Annotated in this window: 25 protein-coding genes; 20 read left to right on the top strand and 5 right to left on the bottom strand. The window is 68.3% G+C overall.

The window, feature by feature from the left end:
- The first annotated feature begins 53 nt into the window (after positions 1 to 53).
- On the top strand, positions 54 to 755 hold the full coding sequence (locus QM841_RS26260; RefSeq protein WP_283334322.1) for a helix-turn-helix transcriptional regulator: 702 nt from the start codon (positions 54 to 56) through the stop codon (positions 753 to 755).
- Between the two features lie 7 nt (positions 756 to 762).
- On the opposite strand, the gene QM841_RS26265 is transcribed toward QM841_RS26260, so the two are convergent.
- Both QM841_RS26265 and QM841_RS26270 read right to left on the bottom strand, forming a co-directional pair.
- Positions 763 to 1,176 (bottom strand): DUF1801 domain-containing protein, encoded by a 414-nt coding sequence (locus tag QM841_RS26265; RefSeq protein ID WP_283334323.1) that lies wholly within the window; start codon positions 1,174 to 1,176, stop codon positions 763 to 765.
- A gap of 1 nt (position 1,177) precedes the next feature.
- Entirely contained in the window at positions 1,178 to 1,561 is a 384-nt protein-coding gene (locus QM841_RS26270) for a DUF1844 domain-containing protein (RefSeq protein ID WP_009473626.1), read from the bottom strand.
- 377 nt (positions 1,562 to 1,938) lie between these two features.
- Between QM841_RS26270 and infC the strand changes: the two genes are divergently transcribed.
- The 17 genes from infC (at position 1,939) to QM841_RS26355 (ending at position 20,368) form a co-directional block, all read left to right on the top strand.
- On the top strand, positions 1,939 to 2,595 hold the full coding sequence (gene infC / locus QM841_RS26275; protein WP_080606194.1) for a translation initiation factor IF-3: 657 nt from the start codon (positions 1,939 to 1,941) through the stop codon (positions 2,593 to 2,595).
- Positions 2,596 to 2,652: 57 nt separating this feature from the next.
- Positions 2,653 to 2,847 carry a 50S ribosomal protein L35 gene (gene rpmI / locus QM841_RS26280; protein ID WP_005247390.1) on the top strand — a complete coding sequence of 65 codons (195 nt, stop codon included), beginning with the start codon at positions 2,653 to 2,655 and terminating at the stop codon, positions 2,845 to 2,847.
- Positions 2,848 to 2,910: 63 nt separating this feature from the next.
- Positions 2,911 to 3,300 carry a 50S ribosomal protein L20 gene (rplT, locus tag QM841_RS26285; RefSeq protein WP_005247385.1) on the top strand — a complete coding sequence of 130 codons (390 nt, stop codon included), beginning with the start codon at positions 2,911 to 2,913 and terminating at the stop codon, positions 3,298 to 3,300.
- A gap of 56 nt (positions 3,301 to 3,356) precedes the next feature.
- The gene (locus QM841_RS26290) at positions 3,357 to 4,166 is read left to right on the top strand and encodes a TrmH family RNA methyltransferase (RefSeq protein ID WP_283334324.1); all 810 of its coding nucleotides are present in this window, start codon (positions 3,357 to 3,359) and stop codon (positions 4,164 to 4,166) included.
- A 94-nt stretch (positions 4,167 to 4,260) separates the two neighbouring features.
- A complete protein-coding gene (pheS, locus tag QM841_RS26295) occupies positions 4,261 to 5,346 on the top strand; it encodes a phenylalanine--tRNA ligase subunit alpha (protein ID WP_283334325.1) in 1,086 nt (361 codons plus the stop codon).
- A 67-nt stretch (positions 5,347 to 5,413) separates the two neighbouring features.
- Positions 5,414 to 7,900 (top strand): phenylalanine--tRNA ligase subunit beta, encoded by a 2,487-nt coding sequence (pheT, locus tag QM841_RS26300; RefSeq protein ID WP_283334326.1) that lies wholly within the window; start codon positions 5,414 to 5,416, stop codon positions 7,898 to 7,900.
- Positions 7,901 to 7,944: 44 nt separating this feature from the next.
- Positions 7,945 to 8,343, top strand: coding sequence for a hypothetical protein (locus QM841_RS26305; RefSeq protein ID WP_280782479.1), 399 nt, complete (start codon positions 7,945 to 7,947; stop codon positions 8,341 to 8,343).
- Positions 8,344 to 8,411: 68 nt separating this feature from the next.
- A complete protein-coding gene (gene argC, locus QM841_RS26310; protein ID WP_280782478.1) occupies positions 8,412 to 9,467 on the top strand; it encodes an N-acetyl-gamma-glutamyl-phosphate reductase in 1,056 nt (351 codons plus the stop codon).
- The gene (argJ, locus tag QM841_RS26315; RefSeq protein WP_280782477.1) at positions 9,464 to 10,708 is read left to right on the top strand and encodes a bifunctional glutamate N-acetyltransferase/amino-acid acetyltransferase ArgJ; all 1,245 of its coding nucleotides are present in this window, start codon (positions 9,464 to 9,466) and stop codon (positions 10,706 to 10,708) included. The genes argC and argJ overlap by 4 nt, the downstream gene beginning before the upstream one ends.
- Positions 10,705 to 11,631: an acetylglutamate kinase gene (gene argB / locus QM841_RS26320; RefSeq protein WP_283334327.1), complete on the top strand. Its 927-nt coding sequence runs from the start codon at positions 10,705 to 10,707 to the stop codon at positions 11,629 to 11,631. Before argJ ends, argB begins: the two co-directional genes overlap by 4 nt.
- Complete coding sequence (locus tag QM841_RS26325) at positions 11,628 to 12,827, top strand: acetylornithine transaminase (RefSeq protein ID WP_280782476.1); 1,200 nt, start codon at positions 11,628 to 11,630, stop codon at positions 12,825 to 12,827. Before argB ends, QM841_RS26325 begins: the two co-directional genes overlap by 4 nt.
- On the top strand, positions 12,824 to 13,771 hold the full coding sequence (gene argF / locus QM841_RS26330; RefSeq protein ID WP_280782475.1) for an ornithine carbamoyltransferase: 948 nt from the start codon (positions 12,824 to 12,826) through the stop codon (positions 13,769 to 13,771). The genes QM841_RS26325 and argF overlap by 4 nt, the downstream gene beginning before the upstream one ends.
- A complete protein-coding gene (locus tag QM841_RS26335; RefSeq protein ID WP_280782474.1) occupies positions 13,768 to 14,352 on the top strand; it encodes an arginine repressor in 585 nt (194 codons plus the stop codon). The genes argF and QM841_RS26335 overlap by 4 nt, the downstream gene beginning before the upstream one ends.
- Positions 14,353 to 14,399: 47 nt before the next feature.
- A complete protein-coding gene (locus QM841_RS26340) occupies positions 14,400 to 15,599 on the top strand; it encodes an argininosuccinate synthase (protein ID WP_283334328.1) in 1,200 nt (399 codons plus the stop codon).
- Positions 15,600 to 15,601: 2 nt separating this feature from the next.
- Positions 15,602 to 17,020: an argininosuccinate lyase gene (gene argH, locus QM841_RS26345; RefSeq protein ID WP_280782473.1), complete on the top strand. Its 1,419-nt coding sequence runs from the start codon at positions 15,602 to 15,604 to the stop codon at positions 17,018 to 17,020.
- A 106-nt stretch (positions 17,021 to 17,126) separates the two neighbouring features.
- Positions 17,127 to 20,117 (top strand): acyl-CoA synthetase, encoded by a 2,991-nt coding sequence (locus QM841_RS26350; RefSeq protein ID WP_283334329.1) that lies wholly within the window; start codon positions 17,127 to 17,129, stop codon positions 20,115 to 20,117.
- A 38-nt stretch (positions 20,118 to 20,155) separates the two neighbouring features.
- Positions 20,156 to 20,368: a Trm112 family protein gene (locus QM841_RS26355; protein ID WP_005247353.1), complete on the top strand. Its 213-nt coding sequence runs from the start codon at positions 20,156 to 20,158 to the stop codon at positions 20,366 to 20,368.
- Between the two features lie 25 nt (positions 20,369 to 20,393).
- Here the strand turns inward: QM841_RS26355 and QM841_RS26360 are convergent, their stop codons facing one another.
- Genes QM841_RS26360 through QM841_RS26370 form a run of 3 tightly spaced genes read right to left on the bottom strand, consistent with a single transcriptional unit; the run spans position 20,394 to position 22,503 of the window.
- On the bottom strand, positions 20,394 to 21,020 hold the full coding sequence (locus QM841_RS26360) for a TetR/AcrR family transcriptional regulator (RefSeq protein ID WP_283334330.1): 627 nt from the start codon (positions 21,018 to 21,020) through the stop codon (positions 20,394 to 20,396).
- Complete coding sequence (locus tag QM841_RS26365; RefSeq protein WP_280782470.1) at positions 21,017 to 21,772, bottom strand: ABC transporter permease; 756 nt, start codon at positions 21,770 to 21,772, stop codon at positions 21,017 to 21,019. The genes QM841_RS26360 and QM841_RS26365 overlap by 4 nt, the downstream gene beginning before the upstream one ends.
- Positions 21,772 to 22,503, bottom strand: coding sequence for an ABC transporter ATP-binding protein (locus tag QM841_RS26370; RefSeq protein ID WP_280782469.1), 732 nt, complete (start codon positions 22,501 to 22,503; stop codon positions 21,772 to 21,774). The genes QM841_RS26365 and QM841_RS26370 overlap by 1 nt, the downstream gene beginning before the upstream one ends.
- A gap of 39 nt (positions 22,504 to 22,542) precedes the next feature.
- Between QM841_RS26370 and QM841_RS26375 the strand changes: the two genes are divergently transcribed.
- Together QM841_RS26375 and tyrS are read left to right on the top strand one after the other, a co-directional pair.
- The gene (locus QM841_RS26375) at positions 22,543 to 23,214 is read left to right on the top strand and encodes a DNA-3-methyladenine glycosylase (protein ID WP_283334331.1); all 672 of its coding nucleotides are present in this window, start codon (positions 22,543 to 22,545) and stop codon (positions 23,212 to 23,214) included.
- A gap of 8 nt (positions 23,215 to 23,222) precedes the next feature.
- Complete coding sequence (tyrS, locus tag QM841_RS26380; protein WP_280782467.1) at positions 23,223 to 24,500, top strand: tyrosine--tRNA ligase; 1,278 nt, start codon at positions 23,223 to 23,225, stop codon at positions 24,498 to 24,500.
- The last annotated feature ends 360 nt before the right edge of the window (positions 24,501 to 24,860 follow it).

Consider the following 24,860-nt stretch of genomic DNA (forward strand, 5'->3'; position numbering starts at 1 on the left):
AATCGGTCGGCGAGAATCGGGACTTTGCCGCGGTCGTTCGGCAGACTGCCCTCATGGACCGTCCAGCCCGCCTTCACGCCCTGACGGAAGAACTACGCCGCGCGGGGGACCGGGGCCGGACCGCGGAGCAGTTGGCGGCGCAGTTCGAGGTGACCGCCCGGACGATCAAGCGGGACGTCGCCGTGCTGCAGTCCTCGGGCGCCCCGATCTGGGCCAGTGCCGGGCCGGGTGGGGGATACGGGATCATCGGGAACGGCACGTTACCGCCCGTGAATTTCACTCCCGCTCAAGCGGTCTCGGTGGCACTGGCCCTGACGGCGTTTCGCGATGCTCCGTTCGCGACCGACGGCCGCGCCGCGCTGGCCAAGCTGCTCGACGTGATGGATTCCGAGTCGAGGGAGCGGGTGGAGCGCCTCGGCGCGAAGGTGTGGATCCGCCGAGACGCCGACACGGCGAGCGCGGAACCACGCGTCCGCCGCGTCGTCGAAGACGGATTGCAGCGCGAACTGATGGTGTCGCTCCGATATGTGGACCGGGACGGCGAGCGCACCGAACGGGTCGTCGAACCGCACCTTCTCGCTCACACGAGGGGATCGTGGTTCCTCATCGCGTGGTGCCTGAGCCGGGCGGGTGTGCGGTGGTTCCGGCTGGACCGGGTGTCCGACGCCACCCTCACCGGCCGGTCGTTCGTCCCGCGCGATCCGAGCCTTTTCGGCGAACCGCCTGCCGACGCGCGCAGCGTGTTCGAACGGTGAGATTCGATCAGAGCGCGCGGGCGGCGGCCACGGATCGGTTCAGCAATGCGACGAGAACCGACTCGTCGACGTCGGCGAGCTTCTTGACGTAGAGGCAGCCCTTGCCGAGTGTGTGCTTGCCGAGTGCGGCGAATTCGGCCTCGTGCTCGGTGAAGTCGAGCGAGAGGTACAGGGTGAGTGCCGCGGCCCGGGGCGAGAAGCCGATCAGTGCGGTATCGCCCTCGTGTCCGCTGGCATACCTGTAGTGGCGGGAGCCGAACCCGACGATGCTCGTGCCCCACATCGCGGCGGGCTCTCCGCTCGCAGCGGTGAGCAGCTCCACCAGTCGTACGCTGTCGGCGCGCTTGACCGGGTCGGCGATCGTGGCGAGGAACTCGTCGACGCCGGCAGGCGTCTGCGCGGTCTTGTTGCGCCTCGCCATGTCAGTACACGGGGCCGGTGTACTTCTCGCCCGGACCCTTGCCCGGTTCGTCCGGGTGCGAGGACGCCTCGCGGAACGCCCGCTGCAGCGCCTGGAGGCCTTCGCGGATCGGTCCCGCGTGCGGTCCGAGGTACTCGATGGACGCGGTCACCAGGCCGGCGAGGGCGGTGATGACCCGCCGGGCCTCGTCGAGGTCGCGGTGCGGGCTGGAGTCGGGGTCGGCGTCGGACAGGCCGAGCTTCTCGGCTGCCGAACTCATGAGCATGACCGCGGCGCGGCTGATGACCTCGACCGAGGGAACGTCGGCCAGTTCCCGGACGTCGGTATTCTGGTCACCGCCGGTCGGGGTGCCGTCGTTCGGGGTGTCATCGATGTTGTCCGTCATGCCTTAGAGGATTCCACCAGGGCCCTGTGGCGCAACGTCCCGGTATCGATTAGCTCGCGACGTGCGCAAATGTTACTCTTGACGCAACGACCGCCTTCGGATTTGTCGGGGGCAGCAAGTGGAGTCCGACTCCCACCTCTGCGCGGCAGGTAAAACTGCAGTTCAGTGGTCCGGTCGCTCGGTCCGAGGTTACTCGGTTCGAGTTCCTCGAATGTGAGGAGATGAGGGATCGGCGTGAGCCGTGAGTTCGTCTGATCGGTCGACATCGGGCCCCGCATGGTGAGAGTCATTCACCGCCGCGGGGCTTTTTTGTTGGGAATCCGGGCGTACGGGCTGCTGGCGGTCTCGAGACAAGACCGTTCAACCTAGGAGGCCCCATCAGCACTGAGACCCGCATCAACGATCGCATCCGAGTTCCCGAGGTCCGCCTCGTCGGACCCGGAGGTGAACAGGTTGGCATCGTGCGTGTTGAAGATGCACTCCGCTTGGCCCTCGAGGCCGATCTCGACCTGGTCGAGGTGGCCCCCGACGCTCGCCCGCCGGTCTGCAAGATCATGGACTACGGCAAGTTCAAGTACGAGGCCGCGCAGAAGGCGCGTGAGTCGCGCAAGAACCAGCAGCTCACGGTCATCAAGGAGCAGAAGCTCCGCCCCAAGATCGACGATCACGACTACGAGACGAAGAAGCGCAACGTCGTGCGCTTCCTCGAAGCGGGATCCAAGGTCAAGGTCACGATCATGTTCCGCGGACGTGAGCAGTCGCGTCCGGAGCTCGGATTCCGGCTGCTGCAGCGTCTCGGTGCAGACGTCGCGGATCTCGGGTTCGTGGAGACGTCCGCCAAGCAGGACGGTCGAAACATGACGATGGTGCTCGCTCCGCACAAGGGCGCGAAGACCCGTGTGAAGGCGCAGGAAAGCGCCGCTGCGCCGCCGGCGCAGCGGGCAACTCCCGCGCCGGCCGCACCGGCACAGGCTCCGGCGGCACCTGCGGAGCAGGCGGGCGACAGTGCGCCCGGCGAAGCGCCGACCAGCTAGTCCGACTACACCAGCACGACCCGGATCACGGTCCGGATACAGAGAACTGAGGACTCCATGCCCAAGTCGAAGACCCACAGCGGCACCGCGAAGCGATTCAAGGTGTCCGGCAGCGGAAAGATCCTGCGCCAGAAGGCCGGTCGCCGCCACCTGCTCGAGCACAAGGCCACGAAGGTGACCCGTCGCCTCGATGGCGTGGCTGTCGTCAGCAAGGCTGACACTCCTCGCATCAAGCGCCTGCTCGACATCTGAGTCGACACCCTTTTACTGACCACCCGGGGCAGCTCACCGCCCCAAGATTGACAGGATTTTTCAGTGGCACGCGTAAAGAGGGCGGTAAACGCCCAGAAGAAGCGTCGTTCGATTCTCGAAGCCTCCAGCGGCTACCGCGGACAGCGCTCGCGCCTGTACCGCAAGGCGAAGGAACAGCAGCTCCACTCGCTGACCTACGCCTACCGTGACCGCCGTGCGCGCAAGGGCGACTTCCGCAAGCTGTGGATCACGCGTATCAACGCTGCTGCACGGGCGAACGACATCACGTACAACCGCCTGATCCAGGGTCTGCGTCTGGCCGAGATCGAGGTCGACCGCAAGAACCTCGCCGAGCTGGCCGTGTCCGACGCGGCGGCGTTCGCCGGCCTCGTGGCCCTCGCCAAGGCGGCGCTCCCGGCTGACGTGAACGCTCCGGCCGGAGAAGCGGCCTGAGTCTCGCAGCACCCCGGCCTTCAGAGCCCCGGCCTTCAGAGCCTCGGAAACGACCCGTGGACCCGCTCACCGAGCGCACTCCACGGGTCGTTTCTGCTGTCAAGCTGCTGCGCACCGCGGAACGCCGCAAGGTCGGGCGCTTCCTGGTGGAGGGCGAGAACTCCGTCGGCGAGGCACTCGACACCCGTCCCGTGCACGATCTCTTCTACACCGAGGACGCCGAGCAGCGGTACGCGAGGCTGATCGACCGGGCACACACGGCGGGCGTCCGTACGTCGTTGGTGACGGACCGGGCGGTTCGAGCGCTCAGCGACACGGTGACCCCGCCGGGTCTCGTCGCGGTGTGCGATCTCCTCGACGTTCCGCTGGCGGAGGCGATCGGACCCGGAACCCGTCTGCTCGCGGTCCCGGTGGCGGTCGCGGAGCCGGGTAACGCGGGCACCGTCATCCGGGTCGCGGACGCGGTGGGCGCGGACGCGGCCATTCTCGCGGGCGACAGCGTCGACCCGCACAACGGCAAATGCGTCCGGGCGTCCGCCGGAAGCCTGTTCCACCTTCCGGTGGTGCGTGAACGGGACACCGCGGCGGTCCTCGACAGCATCAGCGCGGCGGGAATTCAATTGCTCGCCACGGCGGCCGACGGCGAGGTCGATCTGGACGACGCCGACGAACTGCTGGCCCGCCCCACGGCGTGGCTGTTCGGCAACGAGGCCCACGGCCTCGACGCGGCCACGTCCGCGCGAGCCGATTACCGGGTGCGGATTCCGATCCACGGTCGAGCCGAGAGCCTCAACCTGGCGACGGCGGCGTCGATCTGCCTGTATTCGAGCGCACGGGTCCAGAATCGCAAGCGAACCGACAGCTGAACCGGCGAAAATCGGATCGCATAGGATTTGACGGCGAGCTGTTTCGGTTTCGTCGAGAGTGTTGACTGAAAGAACTTAAGGAGTGGCACCGGTCGTGGCTAAAAAAGAGGGCGCTGCCTCCACGGGCGTCGAAGGCGGCGCGGTCGATGCGAGTGCGCTCACCGAGGACGCTCTGACTGCGGCAGCGGAGAGCGCCGAGAAGGCGTTCGCGTCGGTGGCGGATCTCGACGACCTGGCGAAGGCCAAGGTCGAGCACATGGGCGACAAGTCGCCGATCGCCCTCGCCCGACGCGGACTCGGAGCCCTCCCGGGCAAGGAGAAGGCCGACGCAGGCAAGCGCGTGAACGTCGCCCGCACCCGGATCAGTGCGGCGTTCGACGAGCGCCGCGCCGTCCTGCTCGCCGAACGGGACGCGGCCGTGCTCGTGGCCGAGGCCATCGACGTGACCCTGCCGTCGCAGCGTCAGCCGGTGGGCGCCCGCCACCCGATCAGCATCATCTCCGAGCAGGTTGAGGACGTGTTCGTCGCGATGGGCTGGGAGGTCGCCGAGGGCCCGGAGGTGGAGACCGAGCACTTCAACTTCGATGCCCTCAACTTCCTGCCCGATCACCCCGCGCGGACGATGCAGGACACGTTCCACATCGCACCGGAGGGCTCGCGCCAGGTGCTCCGCACGCACACGTCGCCGGTACAGGTGCGGACCATGCTCTCGCGCGAGGTGCCGATCTACGTGGTGTGCCCCGGGCGGACGTTCCGCACCGACGAACTCGACGCAACCCACACCCCGGTCTTCTCTCAGGTGGAGGGTCTCGCCGTCGACAAGGGCCTCACCATGGCCCACCTGCGCGGCACGCTCGACGCGTTCGCCCGCGCACTGTTCGGTCCCGAGACCCGCACCCGGATGCGCCCGAACTACTTCCCGTTCACGGAACCGTCCGCCGAGGTGGACGTCTGGTTCCCGAACAAGAAGGGTGGCGCAGGCTGGGTCGAGTGGGGCGGCTGCGGAATGGTCAACCCGAATGTGCTGCGCGCCTCCGGCATCGACCCCGACGTGTACACCGGGTTCGCGTTCGGCATGGGGCTCGAGCGCACACTCCAGTTCCGGAACGGGATCCCGGACATGCGCGACATCGTCGAGGGCGACGTGCGGTTCACGCTGCCCTTCGGTGTCCAGGGCTGACTTCGCGTCACCCGAATCCCGCCCACCACAGTCACGACATCTTCACGAACGAGAGAGCTGAGCAGACGTGCGAGTAGCGCAATCCTGGCTGACCGAGATCCTGCAGCGTGCCACCCCGGACTGGGACGTCACCGCCGAGGAACTCGACGCAGGTTTCGTCCGGGTCGGGCTCGAGGTCGAGGAAGTCGACCGGCTCGAGCCCGTCGACGGCCCCCTCGTGGTCGGCAAGGTTCTCGAGATCACCGAGCTCACCGAGTTCAAGAAGCCGATCCGCTTCTGCAAGGTGGATGTGGGGGCGGCCGAGCCGCAGGGCATCGTGTGCGGCGCCCGGAACTTCGCCGTAGGCGACCTCGTGGTGGTCGCACTCCCCGGCGCAGTCCTTCCCGGTGGTTTCGCCATCGCGTCCCGCAAGACGTACGGGCAGGTCTCCGACGGGATGATCTGTTCGGTGGCCGAACTCGGCATCGGCAAGGACCATTCGGGCATCCTCGTCCTCGAGCCGGGCACCGCGCTCCCCGGCGCGGACGCCAACGAGTTGATGGGCCTGCACGACACGGTCATCGAACTCAACATCACCCCGGACCGCGGCTACTGCTTCTCCGTCCGCGGGCTCACCCGTGAACTGGCGTGCGGGTTCGACCTCGACTTCGCCGACCCGGCGTCGGTGGCGCCGTACCCGGCGGAGGGGGAGGCCTGGCCGATCCGCGTCGAGCCGGAGTCGAAGGCGACGCGTTTCGCCGCCCGCCGGGTGACGGGTATCGATCCGAAGGCGGTCAGCCCGTGGTGGCTGCAGCGCCGCCTGCTGCTGTCGGGGGTCCGCCCGATCTCGCCGGCCGTCGACGTCACCAATTACGTTCTGCTCGAACTGGGCCAGCCGCTGCACGCGTTCGATGCCGCGAAGATCAGCGGCGAACTCGTCGTGCGCCGCGCGGTGGCGGGGGAGAAGCTGACCACTCTCGACGAGACCGAGCGCGTCCTCGACCCCGAGGACGTCGTGATCTCGGACGATTCGGGCGTCGTGTCGCTGGCCGGGATCATGGGTGGCGCGTCCACCGAGGTCGGGTCGGAAACCACCGACATCCTGCTCGAGGCGGCCACGTGGGATCCGCTCGCGGTGTTCAAGACCGCGCGCAGGCACAAGCTGTCGAGCGAGGCCAGCAAGCGTTTCGAGCGTGTGGTCGACCCCGAGATCCCCGTCGCGGCACTGGACCGGGCGGCCGCGCTGCTCGTCGACATCGCCGGCGGGCGGGTCGAGCCGGCGCTCACCGACATCGGTGAGGTCACCCCGCACGAGCCCATCCACATGGACATCGACCTCCCCGACCGCGTGGCGGGTGTCGACTACCCCACCGGCACCGCTGCGCGCCGGCTCACGCAGATCGGCTGCAACGTCGAGGTCGGGGTCAGCGACAGCGGACACGGTCAGCTCGTCGCCGGTCCGCCGTCCTGGCGGCCCGATCTGGTGCAGCCCGCCGACCTGGTGGAGGAGGTGCTGCGCCTCGAGGGGCTCGAGAAGATTCCGTCGGTGCTGCCCGCAGCCCCCGCGGGTCGTGGGTTGACTCCGGCGCAGCGCCGCAAACGCGCGGTCGGCCGGGCTCTGGCGTTCTCGGGATACGTCGAGATCCTGCCTCCGGTCTTCCTTCCCACGGCGATATTCGACACGTGGGGCCTGGACCCCGAGGATCCGCGCAGGAACACCAGCACGGTGCTGAACCCGCTCGAATCGGATCGGCCGGAACTGGCCACCACGCTCCTTCCCGGACTTCTCGAGGTTCTCGCGCGCAACGTCTCCCGCGGTCAGCGCGACCTGTCGCTGTTCGGCATCGCGCAGGTCGTGCTGCCCGGCGCCGACACCAAGCCGGTCGAGGCACTGCCGGTGGATCGCCGCCCGACCGACGAACAGATCACGGCACTGCTGCAGTCGTTGCCGGACCAGCCGGTGCACGTGGCGGCGGTGCTCACGGGGCAGCGTGAGCCGAGCGGCCCGTGGGGCGCGGGACGCGCAGCCGACGCCACCGACGCGTTCGCCGCCGCCCGGACGGTCGCTGCCGCCGCCGGTGTCGAACTGGAGTTCCGCGCGACGCAATACCTGCCGTGGCACCCGGGCCGCGGCGCGGAACTGCTCGTGAACGGTGTCGTCGTCGGCCACGCGGGCGAGTTGCATCCCGCCGTGCTCGAGCGCGCCGGGCTTCCCCCGCGGACGAGTGCCGTGGAGATCGATCTGGACGCCCTGCCGCTGGTGGAGAACCTGCCCGCGCCGAAGGTCTCACCCTTCCCCGCGGTCCTTCAGGACGTGGCGGTCGTGGTCGACACGGCGGTACCCGCCGCCGAGGTCCAGGCGGCCCTGCGGTCGGGTGGAGGAGAGCTCCTCGAGGACATCCGGCTGTTCGACGTGTTCGAAGGTGCGCAGGTCGGGGAGGACCGGAAGTCGCTGGCGTTCGCGCTGCGATTCCGCGGCGTCGACCGCACCCTGACCGAGGACGAGGCGAGCGCCGCCCGCGACGCCGCGGTGGCCGCGGCGTCCGCTGCCGTGGGTGCCGAACTGCGCAGCTGACCCGTAGCCTGGGTGGAGGGCCCGAGGCGGTGAGGAGCAGTGCGATGACCGAAGTGCGCGACGTCGTGGCGGCGGCGAGTCAGTTGACCGACGCCGAGTTCCTCGAGGTGGTGCGCGCGGTGGCCGCGGGTCGTCCGGGTCTCGGGGCGCTCCTCGCGGCGGTGGACGTGGGCGCGGCGATTCCGGCCGAGGATCCGGTTACCGCGGAGGTCGTGCCCCACATCGCGCCCGCTGTGCCCGAGCCGGACTACACGCCGGGCGGGGTCCCGACGTTCGACCGCGTGCGTGAGCGGATCGAGGGACGGTTCGGGACGGCGATGGGATCCTCCGAACTCGCGCACGACAGCCCGTCGGGGCAGTCGCTGGACGAGGCGTGGGAGAAGCGGGAGAAGGCGGGAAAGGCCAAGCTCGACGAGATTCGGCGGTCGCTCGGCAAGCAGTGACCACGCATTCCGTCCCGTCGAGAGACCGCGGTGTGTATTAGCTTGCATGATGATGCATAATCAATCGTATGACTGAGCACGCGGGAAAACCGATCAGGATTGCCGTCGCCGGCGCGAGCGGATACGCCGGTGGCGAAGTGCTGCGTCTGCTGCTGGGGCACCCGTCGTATGCGGACGGTTCGCTCGTCATCGGTGCGCTCACTGCCGGCGGCAACGCCGGATCGACTCTGGGCTCGCACCATCCGCACCTGCTTCCCCTCGCCGACCGAGTGCTCGAGGACACCACCGTCGAGACGCTCGCCGGGCACGACGTGGTGTTTCTCGGTCTGCCGCACGGCAATTCGGCGCAGTACGCGAAGGCGCTGCCCGAGTCCACGGTCATCATCGACTGCGGCGCCGACTTCCGGCTGACGAACGCCGAGGACTGGGAGCGGTACTACAAGAGCCCGCACGCAGGTAGCTGGCCGTACGGACTCCCGGAACTGCCGGGTGCCCGCGAGAAACTCGTCGGCGCCACACGCATCGCCGTCCCCGGGTGCTTCCCGACGGTGTCGAGCCTGGCGATGGCCCCGGCGGTCGCGGCGGGTGTCGTCGAACCGCGGGTCACGATCGTCGCCGTCACCGGTGCCTCTGGCGCGGGCCGCGCACCCAAGGCCGACCTGCTCGGCTCCGAGGTGATGGGTTCGGTCCGTGCCTACGGTGTCGGCGGCGTGCACCGCCACACCCCGGAGATCATCCAGAACCTCTCCGAACTCGCCGGTCAGCGCGTCACCGTGTCGTTCACCCCCGTGCTGGCGCCGATGCCGCGCGGCATCCTCGCCACCTGCACCGCGGCCACCACGGCGTCCGAGGACGAGGTGCGCGCGATCTACGAAAAGGCGTACGCGGACGAGCCGTTCGTGCACGTCCTGCCCCAGGGTGTGCTGCCGCAGACCGGTGCCGTCGTCGGATCGAACGCGGTCCAGATCGCGGTGACGGTCGACGCCGACGCCGGTCAAATCGTCGTGGTCGCGGTGATCGACAACCTTGCGAAGGGCACCGCCGGCGGAGCGGTGCAATCGATGAATCTTGCGCTTGGACTACCCGAGACCGCCGGTCTCTCGACAGTGGGAGTTGCCCCGTGAGCAGTGACAGCACGATCGATCCGCACCCGACCCGGGAGGTCGCCGGCGGCACCCTGGTCCGAACCCAGGGAGTGTCGGGGCCCGCGGGCTTCCGCGCGGCCGGGATCAAGGCGGGTATCAAGGCGAGCGGCAACGCCGACCTGGCTCTCGTCGTCAACGAGGGACCCGAGCTCGCGGCGGCCGGCGTCTTCACCGCGAACAAGGTGAAGGCCGCCCCCGTGCTGTGGTCGCAGCAGGTGCTCACCACGGGCAGGCTGCGCGCCGTCGTGCTCAATTCCGGTGGGGCCAACGCGTGCACGGGTGCGGGCGGGTTCCAGGACGCGCACAAGACGGCCGAGGAAGTGGCATCCGCGCTGAGCAACTGGGGAACCGAGACCGGAGCCGTCGAGGTCGCGGTGTGTTCCACCGGTCTGATCGGCGACCGCCTGCCGATGGAGAAGGTCCTGGCCGGGGTCACGGAGGCGGTGCACGAACTCGCCGGGGGAATCTCGGGTGGCACCGACGCCGCGTACGCGATCATGACCACCGACACGGTGCCGAAGCAGGCCGCCCTGCACCATGCGGACAAGTGGAACGTGGGCGGAATGGCGAAGGGCGCAGGCATGCTGGCCCCCGCGCTGGCGACGATGCTGTGCGTCGTGACGACCGACGCCGTCGCGACCGCGGCGCAACTCGACGCTGCGCTGCGGGCGGCCACCCGGGTGACGTTCGATCGGCTGGACGTCGACGGTGCCACGTCGACCAACGACACGGTGCTGCTGCTGGCGTCCGGTGCGAGCAACGTGACACCGACCCAGGACGAACTGAATGCGGCCGTGACGGCCGTCTGCGACGATCTGGCCGATCAGATGATGGCCGACGCGGAGGGCGTCACCAAGCGGGTGCGGATCACGGTCCGCGGCGCGGTCAGCGAGGACGACGCCCTGATCGGCGCCCGGACGGTGGCGCGGGACAGTCTCGTCAAGACGGCGCTGTTCGGATCCGACCCCAACTGGGGCCGGGTACTCGCCGCCATCGGCATCGCGCCGATCGAACTGGACCCCGACACGATCTCGGTGTCGTTCAACGGCGCCCCCGTCTGCATCGACGGCGTCGGCGCACCGGGTGCGCGGGATGTGGACCTGAGCGACATCGACATCTCCCTGGACATCGACCTCGGTCTGGGCGAGCACGCCGTGACCATCCGGACCACCGACCTGTCGCACGCGTATGTCGAAGAGAACTCGGCGTATTCGTCATGACAGCGACCAGCGAGGCACTCAGCGGCATCACCGATCACCAGAAGGCGCACGTCCTGGCGGAGGCTCTGCCGTGGCTGCAGCAGTTCCGTGACAAGGTCGTCGTCGTGAAGTACGGCGGCAACGCCATGGTCGACGACGCGCTGAAGACGGCGTTCGCGGCCGACATGGCGTTCCTGCGGACGGTCGGAATTCAGCCGGTCGTCGTGCACGGCGGCGGCCCCCAGATCAATGCCATGCTCGGAAAGCTCGGCATGACAGGCGAATTCAAGGGCGGCTTCCGCGTCACCACTCCCGAGGTCATGGACGTCGTCCGGATGGTGCTGTTCGGTCAGGTCGGCCGCGAACTGGTCGGACTGATCAACGCGCACGGACCGTACGCCGTCGGCATCTCCGGTGAGGACGCGCACCTGTTCACCGCCACCAAGCGCACCGTGATGGTCGAGGGCATGCCGACCGACATCGGTCTCGTCGGCGACGTCACGACGGTGAACCCGGAGGCCGTCCTGGATCTGATCCGTGCGGGCCGAATTCCCGTGGTGTCCACCATCGCCCCCGACTCGGACGGTGTGGTGCACAACATCAACGCCGACACCGCCGCCGCCGCGCTCGCCGAGGCCATCGGCGCCGAGAAGCTCGTGGTCCTCACGGATGTCGAAGGGCTGTACACGAACTGGCCGGACCGCGATTCGCTGGCCACCGAGATCGACGTGGACGCGCTCGCGCAACTGCTGCCCAGCCTCGACGCCGGCATGGTGCCCAAGATGGAGGCCTGCCTGCGCGCCGTCCGCGGCGGCGTGCCCACCGCGCACGTCATCGACGGCCGCGTCGCCCATTCCGTTCTGCTCGAACTGTTCACCGGCGAGGGCATCGGCACGATGGTCACGCCCGGCCCGACTTCACCTACCGAGGGAGTTGCCTCATGACCGGAACCCCGGAACTCCAGCAGCGCTGGTCCGGCGCTCTGATGAACACGTACGGCGTCCCCCGGGTGGCACTGACGCGTGGTCAGGGAGCGGTGCTGACCGACGCCGACGGCAAGGAGTACGTCGACTTCCTCGCCGGCATCGCCGTCAACATCCTCGGGCACGCGCACCCGGCGATCATCGAGGCCGTCACGACGCAGTTGTCGACCCTCGGGCACGTGTCGAACCTGTACGCCAGCGAGCCGGCGATCGAACTGGCCGAGAAGCTGCTGTCCCACCTGGGCGCCCCCGGACGTGTCTTCCTGTGCAATTCCGGCACCGAGGCCAACGAGGCGGCGTTCAAGCTCGCGCGGGCCACGGGCCGATCGAAGATCATCGCCGCGGAGAACTCCTTTCACGGCCGGACGATGGGTGCTCTCGCGCTCACCGGCCAGGCCGCCAAGCGCGCGCCGTTCGAGCCGATGCCCCCGGGTGTCGAGCACGTGCCGTACGGCGATCTCGACGCACTCGATCGCGCCGTCGACGCCGACACCGCTGCCGTGTTCCTGGAGCCGATGATGGGTGAGGGCGGTGTCGTCGTTCCGCCGGAGGGATACCTCGCGGGCGCACGGCGGATTACCGCCGATCGCGGCGCCCTGCTCGTGCTCGACGAAGTGCAGACCGGGATCGGGCGCACGGGCTGGTTCTACGCACACCAGGCGGTCGGGATCGTGCCCGACGTCATGACCCTCGCGAAGGGTCTCGGTGGCGGGATGCCGATCGGCGCGTGCATCGCGACCGGCGCGGCCGCGGACCTGTTCGGGCCGGGCAAGCACGGCACGACGTTCGGCGGGAACCCCGTCTGCGCGTCGGCGGCGCTCGCCGTGCTGCGGACGATCGCCGAGGACGACCTCATCTCCCGCGCCGACACGCTCGGCAAGTCGCTGTCGGCCGGCATCGAAGGTCTCGGACATCCGCTGATCGACCACGTTCGCGGCGCCGGGCTGCTGCTCGGCATCGTCCTGACCCAGGACGTGGCCCCCGCGGTGGAGAACAGCGCGCGCGAGGCCGGATACCTGATCAACGCCGCGCAACCGGGCGTCGTCCGGCTGGCTCCGCCCCTGGTCCTCACGGACGATCAGGCCGAAGGTTTCGTCGCGGCGCTGCCCGCGATTCTCGACAACGCGCAATCGGCCGCTCAGCCGGGAAAGCAGTGACGACCGTGGTGAAACATTTTCTCCGGGACGACGACCTCACCCCTGCACAGCAGGCCGAAGTCCTCGAACTCGCCGCCAGGCTGAAGAAGGCTCCGTTCGCGGAGCGTCCGCTCGAAGGCCCCCGTGGGGTCGGCGTGATCTTCGAGAAGAATTCGACGCGCACCCGGTTCTCGTTCGAGATGGGCATCGCGCAGCTCGGCGGTCACGCGATCGTCGTCGACGGTCGCAGCACCCAACTCGGCCGCGAGGAGACGCTGCAGGACACGGGCCGTGTCCTGTCGCGGTACGTCGACGCCGTGGTGTGGCGCACGTTCGGGCAGAAGCGGCTCGAGGCGATGGCGTCCGGCGCCGACGTCCCGATCGTCAACGCGCTGTCCGACGAGTTCCACCCGTGCCAGGTCCTGGCCGATCTGCAGACGCTCGTGGAGCGGAAGGGTTCGCTGAAGGGGCTGAAGCTCACCTACCTCGGCGACGGCGCCAACAACATGGCGCACTCGCTGATGCTGGGCGGTGTGACCGCCGGCGTCAACGTGACCATCGCCAGCCCCGAGGGATTCGCGCCCCTGCCGTGGGTGGTCGAGGCAGCCCGGGCGCGGGCGGCCGAGACCGGCGCGACCATCACCCTCACCGGTGACCCACAGACGGCGGTCGTCGGCGCGGATGCACTCGTCACCGACACCTGGACGTCGATGGGCCAGGAGAACGACGGGCTCGACCGCGTCGGCCCGTTCCGCCCGTTCCAGATCAACGAGGCGCTGCTCGCAAAGGCCGACGCCGACGCGGTGGTCCTGCACTGCCTGCCCGCCCACCGCGGGGAGGAGATCACCGACGACGTCCTCGACGGACCGCAGAGCGTCGTCTGGGACGAGGCGGAGAACCGGCTGCACGCACAGAAGGCACTGCTCGTGTGGCTGCTCGCACAGCGAACCGGGGACCGTCCGTGAGTGCGGCACCTCCGCAGAGTGCAGGTGCGGCTCAGCCGCAGCGTGCAGGTGCGGCACCGCCGCAGCGTGCAAGTGCGGCACCGCCGCAGCGCCCCGCGAACGCGGCGACGGCACCCACACGGGCGGGACGGCAGGCACGCATCGTCGCGATCCTGTCGAACAACCCGGTCCGCAGCCAGACCGAACTCGCGGCGCTGCTCGCCGCCGAGGGCATCGACGCCACCCAGGCCACGCTGTCGCGGGATCTCGAGGAACTGGGTGCCGTGAAGCTTCGCGCCGCAGACGGCGGCGCCGGGGTCTACGTGGTGCCCGAGGACGGAAATCCCGTCCGCGGCGTCTCCGGCGGAACCGACCGGCTGTCGCGGTTGCTGGGGGAGTTACTGGTATCGACCGATGCCAGTGGCAACATGGCGGTGCTGCGAACTCCCCCGGGGGCAGCGCACTATCTGGCGAGTGCACTCGATCGGGCATCATTACCTGACGTCGTGGGAACCATCGCGGGGGATGACACCATTCTCGTGGTGGCACGGGAGCCGCTGAGCGGGGCGGAACTCGCGGCCAAGATCGAATCCCTCGCCTGACAACTGAATCATCTCTACAGATCTTCAACCTAAGGAGCACAAGGACCATGGCCGATCGCGTCGTACTCGCCTACTCGGGCGGGCTGGACACCTCAGTCGCCATCAGCTGGATCGGCAAGGAGACGGGCAAGGAAGTTGTTGCTGTCGCCATCGATCTCGGCCAGGGCGGCGAGGACATGGAGGTCGTGCGTCAGCGTGCACTCGACTGCGGTGCGGTCGAGTCGGTCGTGGTGGATGCGCGCGACGAGTTCGCCGACGAATACTGCCTGCCGACCATCCAGGCCAACGCCCTCTACATGGACCGCTACCCGCTCGTGTCGGCCATCAGCCGCCCGCTGATCGTCAAGCACCTCGTCGAGGCCGCGCGTGCCCACGGCGGCACCACGGTCGCGCACGGCTGCACCGGCAAGGGCAACGACCAGGTCCGGTTCGAGGTCGGCTTCGGATCGCTCGCCCCCGACCTGGACGTCATCGCACCGGTCCGCGACTACGCGTGGACCCGGGAGAAGGCGATCGCGTTCGCCGAGGAGAACGAGATCCCGATCAACGTCTCCAAGAAGTCGCCGTTCTCGATCGACCAGAACGTGTGGGGCCGCGCCGTCGAGACCGGGTTCCTCGAGGACCTGTGGAACGCGCCGACCAAGGACGTCTACGACTACACGCAGGACCCGACCGTCAACTGGCAGGCACCCGACGAGCTGATCATCAGCTTCGAGGCCGGCCGGCCCGTCGCGATCGACGGCAAGCCGGTCAGCGTCCTCGAAGCGATCCAGGAGCTCAACCGCCGCGCCGGCGCTCAGGGTGTCGGCCGCCTCGACGTCGTCGAGGACCGTCTCGTCGGCATCAAGAGCCGTGAGATCTACGAGGCTCCCGGAGCGATGGTCCTCATCCACGCCCACCAGGAACTCGAGCACGTCACGCAGGAACGCGAACTCGGCCGCTACAAGCGTCAGACCGAGCAGCGCTGGAGCGAGCTGGTGTACGACGGCCTCTGGTTCTCCCCGCTGAAGGTCGCGCTGGACACGTTCATCGAGAAGACGCAGGAACGCGTCTCCGGCGACATCCGGCTTGTGCTGCACGGCGGTGCGATCATCGTCAACGGCCGCCGCAGCAACGAGTCGCTGTACGACTTCAACCTGGCGACCTACGACGAGGGCGACACGTTCGACCAGTCCTACGCCAAGGGATTCGTGCAGATCCACGGACTGTCCTCGAAGGTCGCGGCGAAGCGCGATCTGGGCCTCTAGGTATGAGTGCTCACGGCACCAACGAAGGAGCCCTCTGGGGCGGCCGGTTCGAGTCCGGACCGGCCGCCGCCATGGCGGCGCTGAGCAAGTCCACCCACTTCGACTGGGTGCTGGCCCCGTACGACGTGCGCGCGTCCCAGGCGCATGCCCGGGTGCTGCACAAGGCCGGCCTGCTCGGTGACGAGGACCTGGCGGCGATGCTCGACGGTCTCGGCAGGCTCGCGGCGGACGTCGCGAGCGGCGAGTTCGTCCCGAGCGAATCCGACGAGGACGTGCACGGGGCGCTCGAGCGCGGGCTGATCGATCGGGTCGGTCCGGAGGTCGGGGGACGCCTGCGCGCCGGGCGTTCGCGCAACGATCAGGTGGCGACGCTGTTCCGGATGTGGCTGCGGGACGCCGTCCGCCGGGTGGCGGCGGGTGTTCTCGACGTCGTCGATGCCCTCGCGACGCAGGCAGCCGCGCACCCTTCCGCGGTGATGCCGGGCAAGACCCACCTGCAGGCCGCGCAGCCGGTGCTGCTCGCGCACCACCTGCTGGCGCACACGCATCCGTTGCTTCGTGACGTTCAGCGGCTGCGGGACTTCGACGTGCGGGCGGCCGTGTCGCCGTACGGTTCCGGGGCGCTGGCCGGCTCGTCACTCGGACTCGATCCCGAGGCGATCGCCGCGGAACTCGCCTTCGATTCGTCGGCCGAGAACTCGATCGACGCCACGTCGTCGCGGGACTTCGCGGCCGAGGCGGCGTTCGTGCTCGCGATGATCGGCGTCGACCTGTCGCGGATGGCCGAGGAGGTGATCCTTTGGAGCACTCCGGAATTCGGCTACATCACGCTCGCCGACGCCTGGTCGACCGGCTCGTCGATCATGCCGCAGAAGAAGAACCCGGACGTGTCCGAGCTCACCCGCGGCAAGTCCGGGCGGCTGATCGGTAACCTGACGGGTCTGCTGGCCACCCTGAAGGCGCAGCCGCTCGCGTACAACCGGGATCTGCAGGAGGACAAGGAGCCGGTCTTCGATTCGGTGGCGCAGCTCGAGTTGCTGCTCCCGGCGATCACCGGACTGGTCTCCACTCTCGAATTCCACACGGACCGAATGGCGGAACTGGCACCGGCGGGATTCACGCTGGCCACCGACATCGCCGAGTGGCTCGTTCGTCAGGGCGTCCCGTTCCGGGTCGCGCACGAGGCGGCGGGGGCGTGCGTCCGCGTTGCCGAGGCGCGGGGCGTCGGACTCGAGGATCTCACCGACGACGAACTTGCCGGGGTCGATCCGGCGCTCACTCCGGACGTGCGGGAGGTGCTCACCGTCGAGGGCTCGATCGCCTCGCGTAACGCCCGCGGCGGTACGGCCGGTATCCGTGTGGCCGAACAGTTGGGCGGGGTCCGTCAGCTGTCCGAGTCGCTGCGTGAGTGGTGTCGATGACGCCCGTGTCGGACGCCCCGGATTAGGGGCTGTGTGACGCGTCGAGCGCAGTAGGGTGAGGGCGGGCGGCAGTGAGACGTGCGTCACGGTTCGAGAGTCTGGGAGAGTGTTCGTGGGACTGAATACCGAAACGGTGATGGGCCCGATCCGTCGCGTGGTGGCGACGGCGCAGAACGGGTTGGAGGTAGTTCGCCTCGGCGGACTCGAGACGGATCTCACCACGTCGCCGTTCGAGGTGGTCGAACGCGCACCGATGTATCGGCTCCGCAGGTATTTCCCCGACACCGACCCTGCCGACGCCGGGCCCCCCATCGTCCTGGTCCCGCCGATGATGATGTCGGCCGACGTCTACGACGTGACCCGGGATCAAGGCGCAGTCGGCATCCTGCACTCGATGGGGATCGACCCGTGGGTGGTCGACTTCGGATCGCCGGATTCCGAAGAGGGCGGGTGGGATCGGAATCTCGCCGACCACATCGTCGCGATCAGCGAGATCATCGACCAGGTGCGGGCGCACACCGGTCGCGACGTCTACCTGTCCGGATACTCGCAGGGCGGCATGTTCGCCTACCAGGCCGCCGCCTATCGCCGCAGTCGCAACATCGCCGGCCTCGTGACGTTCGGCAGTCCGGTCGACACGCTCGCCGGGCTGCCGTTCGGCATCCCGGCGGGGTTCGCCACCGACGCTGCCGGCTTCCTCGCGGACCACGTCTTCAACCGGCTCGCGGTGTCGGGGTGGATGGCGCGCACCGGTTTTCAGCTTCTCGATCCCGTCAAGACACTGAAGTCGAGGCTCGACTTCCTGCGTCAGTTGCACGACCGGGAAGCGTTGTTGCCGCGGGAGCAGCAGCGGCGCTTCCTCGCGACGGAGGGCTGGGTGGCGTGGTCCGGTCCTGCTGTTGCGGATTTGCTCAAGCAGTTCATCGTGCACAACCGCATGATGACCGGCGGGTTCGTGATCAAGGACCAGGTCGTGTCGCTCGCGGAGTTGACCTGCCCCATCCTCGCGTTCGTCGGGGAAGTCGACGACATCGGTCAGCCGTTGGCCGTCCGCGGTATCCGCCGGGCCGCCCCACGGGCGAATGTGTACGAATCAACTTTGCGGGCAGGACATTTCGGCCTCGTCGTCGGTTCGGCTGCGGCGACCCACACGTGGCCCACGACCGGGAAATGGGTGCTGTGGAACGAGGGTCTCGGCCCACGGCCCACCAATATCGAGCTCATGCGCTACGACGAACATTTCGGCAGCGAATCCGGAGTCTCCATCAGCGACCGCATCATTCACACCGTGGCGTCGGTCGCCGAGGTCGGCGTCGGTGTCGGCAAGGGGATCAGTGATTTCGCTTCGGGGGCGCTGCGGGGAACGGTGGAGCTGTCCGGCGAGGCCACGCGGGCGCTGCCACGGCTGGCCCGGCTCGGTCAGATCCAGCCCCACACCCAGATCTCGCTCAGCCGGTTGCTGGCCGAACAGGGGCGGAAGGCGCCGGGCGGCGAGTGCTTCCTCTTCGACAATCGCGTCCACACCTACGCGGCGGTCAATCAGCGGATCGACAACGTGGTGCGCGGCCTGATCCAGGCCGGTGTCCGTCCCGCCGCTCACGTCGGCGTCGTGATGCAGACGCGCCCGAGTGCGCTCGCCGCCATCGCGGCGCTGTCCCGTCTCGGTGCCGTGGCTGTCCTCCTGCCCCCGGGCCGGGAGGTCCACACCGCGATCCGCATCGACGGTGTCGAACGCATCGTCACCGACCCGGAGAATCTCGACGCGGCGATCGCGACCGGGATGCAGGTCCTGGTTCTGGGCGGTGGCGACCAGCGCGACCTCGACGTCGATCCCTCGGCGAACGTCGTGGACCTCGAGAAGATCGACCCCGCCGCAGTGACACTGCCGGGCTGGTACCGGCCCGATCCCGGTCTGGCTCGTGAACTGGCATTCATCATCTGCAGTGAGTCCAACGGCCATTGGGAGACGAAACAGATCACCAATTACCGGTGGGCGCTGTCGGCGTTCGGAACGGCCTCGGCCGCCGATCTGGACCGTGGCGACACCGTATATTGCCTTGCACCCCTGCATCATTCGTCGAGTCTGCTGGCAGCGATCGGTGGTGCCGTGGCAGGTGGCTCCCGGATCGCGCTCTCACGCGGAGTCGATCCCGAGCGGTTCGCCGAGGAAGTCCACCGCTACGGGGTGACCGTGGTGAGCTACACGTGGACGATGATGCGAGAAATCCTCGACGCCGAGAACCTCGCGCTCGACGGCAGTCACCCCGTCCGGCTCTTCATCGGATCCGGAATGCCGCAGGGGTTGTGGCGTCGCACGACGGAGCGGTTCGCACCGGCGAAAGTCCTCGAGTTCTACGCGTCCACCGAGGGCGACGTGGTTCTCGCGAACGTCGCAGGCGCGAAGGTCGGGGCAAAGGGACGCCCCCTCCCGGGGAGCGCGGAGGTCCGGCTCGCGGCCTACGACCCGATCGCCGGCCGACTGCTGGAGGACGAGCAGGGGTTCATCCGGGAATGCCAGGACGACGAGGTCGGTCTGCTCCTCGGCAGGGCGGGCGTGCACGCCGAGATGTCCGGCGGCGCGATGCGGGGGATCTTTGCCGCGGGCGACGCCTGGATTCCGACGGAGAACCTCTTCCGTCGCGACGCCGACGGGGACTACTGGCTGGTCGACCACCGGAAGACCGTCATCGCGACTCCGAGGGGAGCCGTGTTCACCCAGCCGATCGTCGATGCGCTCGTGTCCGTCGATCGCGTCGACCTCGCTGTTGCCTACGGGGTGGAGGTCGGAGGCCGGACACTGGCCGTGGCCGCGTTCACCCTCCGCGAAGGGCGGGCGCCGAGGCTGGCGGAAATCTCCGACGCCTTCGAGGTGCTTCCTCCCGCGCTGCGACCCGACATCATCCAGGTGGTGGAGGACATCCCGCTGGGGTCCTCGTACCGTCCGAACGCCGAGGCGCTGAGCGCGGCCGGACTGCCCAAGCCGGGAACCCGTGTGTGGTACGTCGATCCGGAATCGCAGCAGTACAAGCGACTGACGAAGGCGGTGGCCGCGGAGTTTCAGAACGGCTCGGCCGGGGTGCCTGCCGGTGCGCGGTAACCTGACACTGCTCACCCGAACGGTTGGAGAGGACTTCCGTGGTTATTGATCCGACGTTGCTCGGCATTCTCGCGTGCCCACAGGACAAGGGTCCTCTGCTGTTGGTCGGCGACGAGTTGCTCTACAACCCTCGCCTGCGACGGGCGTATCCCATCGAGAACGGGATTCCCGTCCTCCTCATCGACGAGGCCCGGGACGTCGGCGCGGACGAGCACGAGACGTTGCTCGCCCGGGCTGCCGGCGAGGCCTGATCACACCTGACTCGGGTGAGCCCGATCACACCGGCAGAGCGCCGGTGAGGTAGCGCTGCAACGTCGGTCCGACGATCGCGACGAGGTCGTCGACGGGCAGCGACGCGAGTGGCTCGAATTCGAGGATGTACCGCGTCACCAGAACCCCGGCCATCTGGGATGCCACCAGCTGCATGCGCAGCATCCCGGTTCCCGGCGGCTCGTCGACGCGCGGTCCGAGGTCTCGGAGCACGACCTCCAGCAGGAACGTGCGAATCAGGTTGGGTTCGTTTCCCGCCATCGCGGACCGGAACGCCGCGACCACGGCGGGCCTGTGCGGCGACTCCCAGACGGAGAAGACGGCCCGGGCGAGGTGACTGCCGACCTCGCCCGTCGGGATGTCCAGCACCGGGGCGATCACCTGCGTAGGATCCACGGGAATGTCCACCGAGGCGAGGAACAGTTCTCGTTTGGTTCCGAAGTAGTGGTGGATCAGGGCGGAGTCGACGCCGGCCCCGGTGGCCACCGAGCGCACACTGGTCTTGTCGAAGCCGTTCTGTGCAAACAGTTTCCGTGCACTCGCCAGGATTCGTGACCGTGTGTCCGGGTTGCCCGGGCGTCGTCCAGTGCGCAGACCCGGGGTGGCGTCCGCGCGTGTCGCGGGGCCGGTCATGGTGTGCGACGCCTCAGGGTCGCGGCGCCCAGCGACAGTGCGAGGAGCGCGAAGGCGGCGACCACCGCCAGGTCGCGCCACATGAGCCCCGTCGCCCCGGGATGGGTGGCGACCTGTTGCAGCGCCTCGACCGCGTAGCTCAGCGGGAGGACGTTGCTGATCCACTCGAGCCACGTGGGGAGCTGATCTCGCGGAACGAGCAGACCGCACAGGAAGAGCTGGGGCACCACGACCACCGGCATGAACTGCACCGCCTGGAACTCGGTGCGTGCGAAGGCGCTGCACAACAGGCCGAGGGCGACGCCGAGTATCGCGTTCAGCACGGCGATCAGCAGCACCCACGTCACGCTGCCCTCGGTGGTGAGGCCGAGGAATCCGAACGAGACGACGCACGCCAGCGCCGCCTGCGCGGCAGCGGCCGTGGAGAACGCCGCCGCGTAGCCGCCGAGCAGGTCGAGTTTGCCCATCGGGGTCGTGAGCAGGCGTTCGAGTGTTCCCGACGTCCGTTCGCGCTGCATCGCGATCGACGTGACGAGGAACATCACGACGAACGGAAGGATGCCGAGCATCGTGATCGCGACGCGCTCGAACAGCGACTGCTGACCGGGCGGCGCCGGAACGTTCTGATACAGGAAGTACAGCAACACCATCAGCAGACTGGGTACCACCAGAATCATGGCGACAGTGCGGTGATCCGTTCGCAGTTGCGCGAGGATCCGTCCTGCAGTGGCCGCGAAGATCGTGACGTTCATCAGTTCTCGCTCCCGACATGTGATGCGCGAATGAGGTTCAGGAAGGCGTCTTCGAGGCTCGTCTCACCGGTCTGCTCCCGGAGTTCGCCGGGGGAGACCTGCGCGAGAACGTAGCCGTCGCGCATGAGGAGCAGCGAAGCGCAATGTTCGGCCTCGTCCATGACGTGGCTCGACACGAGCAGGGTGGTACCGGCGTCGGCGAGGGCTTCGAACCGTTCCCACAGTTCGACGCGCAGGAGTGGGTCCAGTCCGACGGTCGGCTCGTCGAGCACGAGGATCTCGGGGCGTGCCACCAGCGCGCAGGCGAGGCTGACCCGTCCCAGCTGTCCTCCCGACAGATCCGCGGCCTTCTGGGTTGCGAAGCGGGTCAACCCCACCGCGTCGACGGCTTCGGTGACCGCGTCCGAGGGCTGGCCGTAGAGCGCGGCGAAGTAGGCCACGTTCTTCTTGACCGAGAGGTCGGCGTACACGCTGGGGGACTGGGTGACGTATCCGACGCGGCTTCGTAACGAGACCGAGCCTGCGGGGGAGCCCAGCACCGTGACCGTCCCCGATTCCACGATCTGCGTGCCGACCACGCACCGCATCAGCGTGGTCTTTCCGCAGCCGGAGGGTCCGAGGAGGCCGGTGATGGATCCGCTCGGCACCTGGACGTCGATGCCGTGCAGCACTTCGTTCTTGCCTCTTCGCACGTGCAGATCTCGGATGTCGATCGCCGGGCTGCCGGTCATGGCGGGCCTCAATTCATCACTGGGTGAATTCATTGCTTGATGAATTATGCGACCGCCGGGGTGGCGACGTCAACGGTTGTGGAGAATCGGGACGTGACCATCGATCGACTTGACCGGGCCGAACCCGTCGACGCCGCGCGAATCGTCCTCGGATCCACGCTGATCGTCGGAGACGTCCGCATCCGCATCGTCGAAGTGGAGGCGTACGGCGGGGAGAAGGACGGCCCGTGGCCCGACCCGGCATCGCACTCGTACCGGGGAAGGACGCCGCGCAACGAGGTGATGTTCGGACCGGCCGGGCATCTGTACGTCTACCGCAGCTACGGAATGCACTTCTGTATGAACGTGTCGTATGGGCCCGTCGGAATCGCGGGCGGGGTGCTGCTCCGGGCGGGCGAAGTGCTCGACGGTTGCGCGACGGTCCAGGCGCGCAGGCCCCGCGTCGCGCGACCCGCGGAGTGGGCGCGCGGTCCCGGCAACCTGGGGTCCGCGACCGGCGTGACCCTCGCGGAGAACGGTGCGGCACTCTTCGAGTCCGATTCACCGGTTCGACTGGAGGTCGGGGAGTCGGACGGCTGGGTGAGTGGCCCCCGGGTCGGTGTCAGCACGGCCGCCGACCGGCCGTGGCGCTTCTGGATTCCCGAGTCGCCGGCCGTGTCCGCGTACCGGAGAAGCCCGCGTGCGATGCCCGCCGACGAGCAGATGGGATGATCGGAGCCGTGACTGAGAACATCATCGATGAACTGACCTGGCGCGGGCTCATCGCCCAATCAACCGATCTGGACGCGCTGCGCCGTGATCTCGACGCCGGACCGGTCACGCTCTATGCCGGTTTCGATCCGACCGGACCGAGTTTGCACGCCGGTCATCTCGTGCCCCTGCTCGCGCTGAAGCGATTCCAGCGTGCGGGCAACCGCCCCATCGTGCTGGCCGGTGGAGCGACCGGTCTGATCGGCGATCCCCGCGACGTCGGTGAGCGGACGATGAACTCCGCCGACACCGTGGCCGAATGGGCCGATCGGATCCGGGGGCAGCTCGAACGTTTCGTCGACTTCGACGACTCGGCGAGCGGCGCGATTATCGAGAACAACATGAACTGGACCGGCAAGCTGTCGGCCATCGACTTCCTGCGCGACGTGGGCAAGCACTTCTCCGTCAACGTGATGCTCGCGAGAGACACCGTCAAGCGGCGCCTCGAATCCGACGGCATGTCCTACACCGAGTTCAGCTACATGCTGCTCCAGGCCAACGACTACCTGCACCTGCGGCGCAGTCACGGCTGCTCGCTGCAGGTCGGCGGATCCGACCAGTGGGGCAACATCATCGCGGGCGTCGAACTGAACCGTCGCATCGACGCCGAGTCGGTGCACGGTCTGACCGTCCCGCTCGTCACGTCGGCGGACGGCAAGAAGTTCGGGAAGTCGACCGGCGGCGGAAGCCTGTGGCTCGACCCGGAGATGACGAGTCCCTACGCGTGGTACCAGTACTTCGTGAACACCGGCGACGCCGACGTGATCAAGTACCTGCGGTGGTTCACCTTCCTCACGGCCGAGGAGTTGGCGGAACTGGAGACGGCGACGGCCGAGCGGCCGCATGCACGCGAGGCACAGCGAAGGCTCGCCGCCGAGATGACGACGCTCGTGCACGGCGAAGCCAACACTCGCGCGGTGGAGCTCGCGAGCCAGGCACTGTTCGGTCGCGCGGAACTGCAGGACCTGGACGAGCCGACCCTCGGTGCCGCCCTCCGCGAGGCGTCCGTCGCGGAACTTGCGCCGGGGGAGCCCGCGGGCATCGTCGACCTTCTGGTTCTCAGCGGATTGTGCGAGAGCAAGGGTGCGGCCCGCCGCACTGTCAAGGAAGGCGGCGCGTCGGTGAACAACCAGAAGATCTCGAGTGAGGACTGGACCCCGGCACCGACCGATCTGCTGCACGGAACGTGGCTCGTGATTCGCCGGGGAAAGCGCAACTTCGCCGGCATCAAGGTGCTGTCGAACTAGCGTGCGGCGGGTCACACCGGCGTAATTCGGCGGACTCCGGTCCGGTGGCCCGCGCGCAGCGCGGGCCACCAGCGGATTTTACCTGCCGGATGCGTGTGACCTGGGGATTTGACGCTCCGTTTCCCGTCGCGTAACTTATTCCAGGTCAGAGCGACACGGACACCAACCCCGACCGAGAGGCCGGGGACACGAGGTTGGACGCAGGCGCCTGAACTTCCCGAGAATACCGAACTTGGTTCGATGTTTTCGAGATGTCCTGATCGCCCCGGTTTGCGCCGGGAAGCGGCAGGAGATAAGTTGGAACGGTTGCCCCGGAGCGGCTGGCGAGTGTGTCAGTGGTGATGGTGTGTGCGTGTTCTT

Source organism: Rhodococcus sp. IEGM 1307 (assembly GCF_030056915.1).
Taxonomy (GTDB): domain Bacteria; phylum Actinomycetota; class Actinomycetes; order Mycobacteriales; family Mycobacteriaceae; genus Rhodococcus_F; species Rhodococcus_F opacus_D.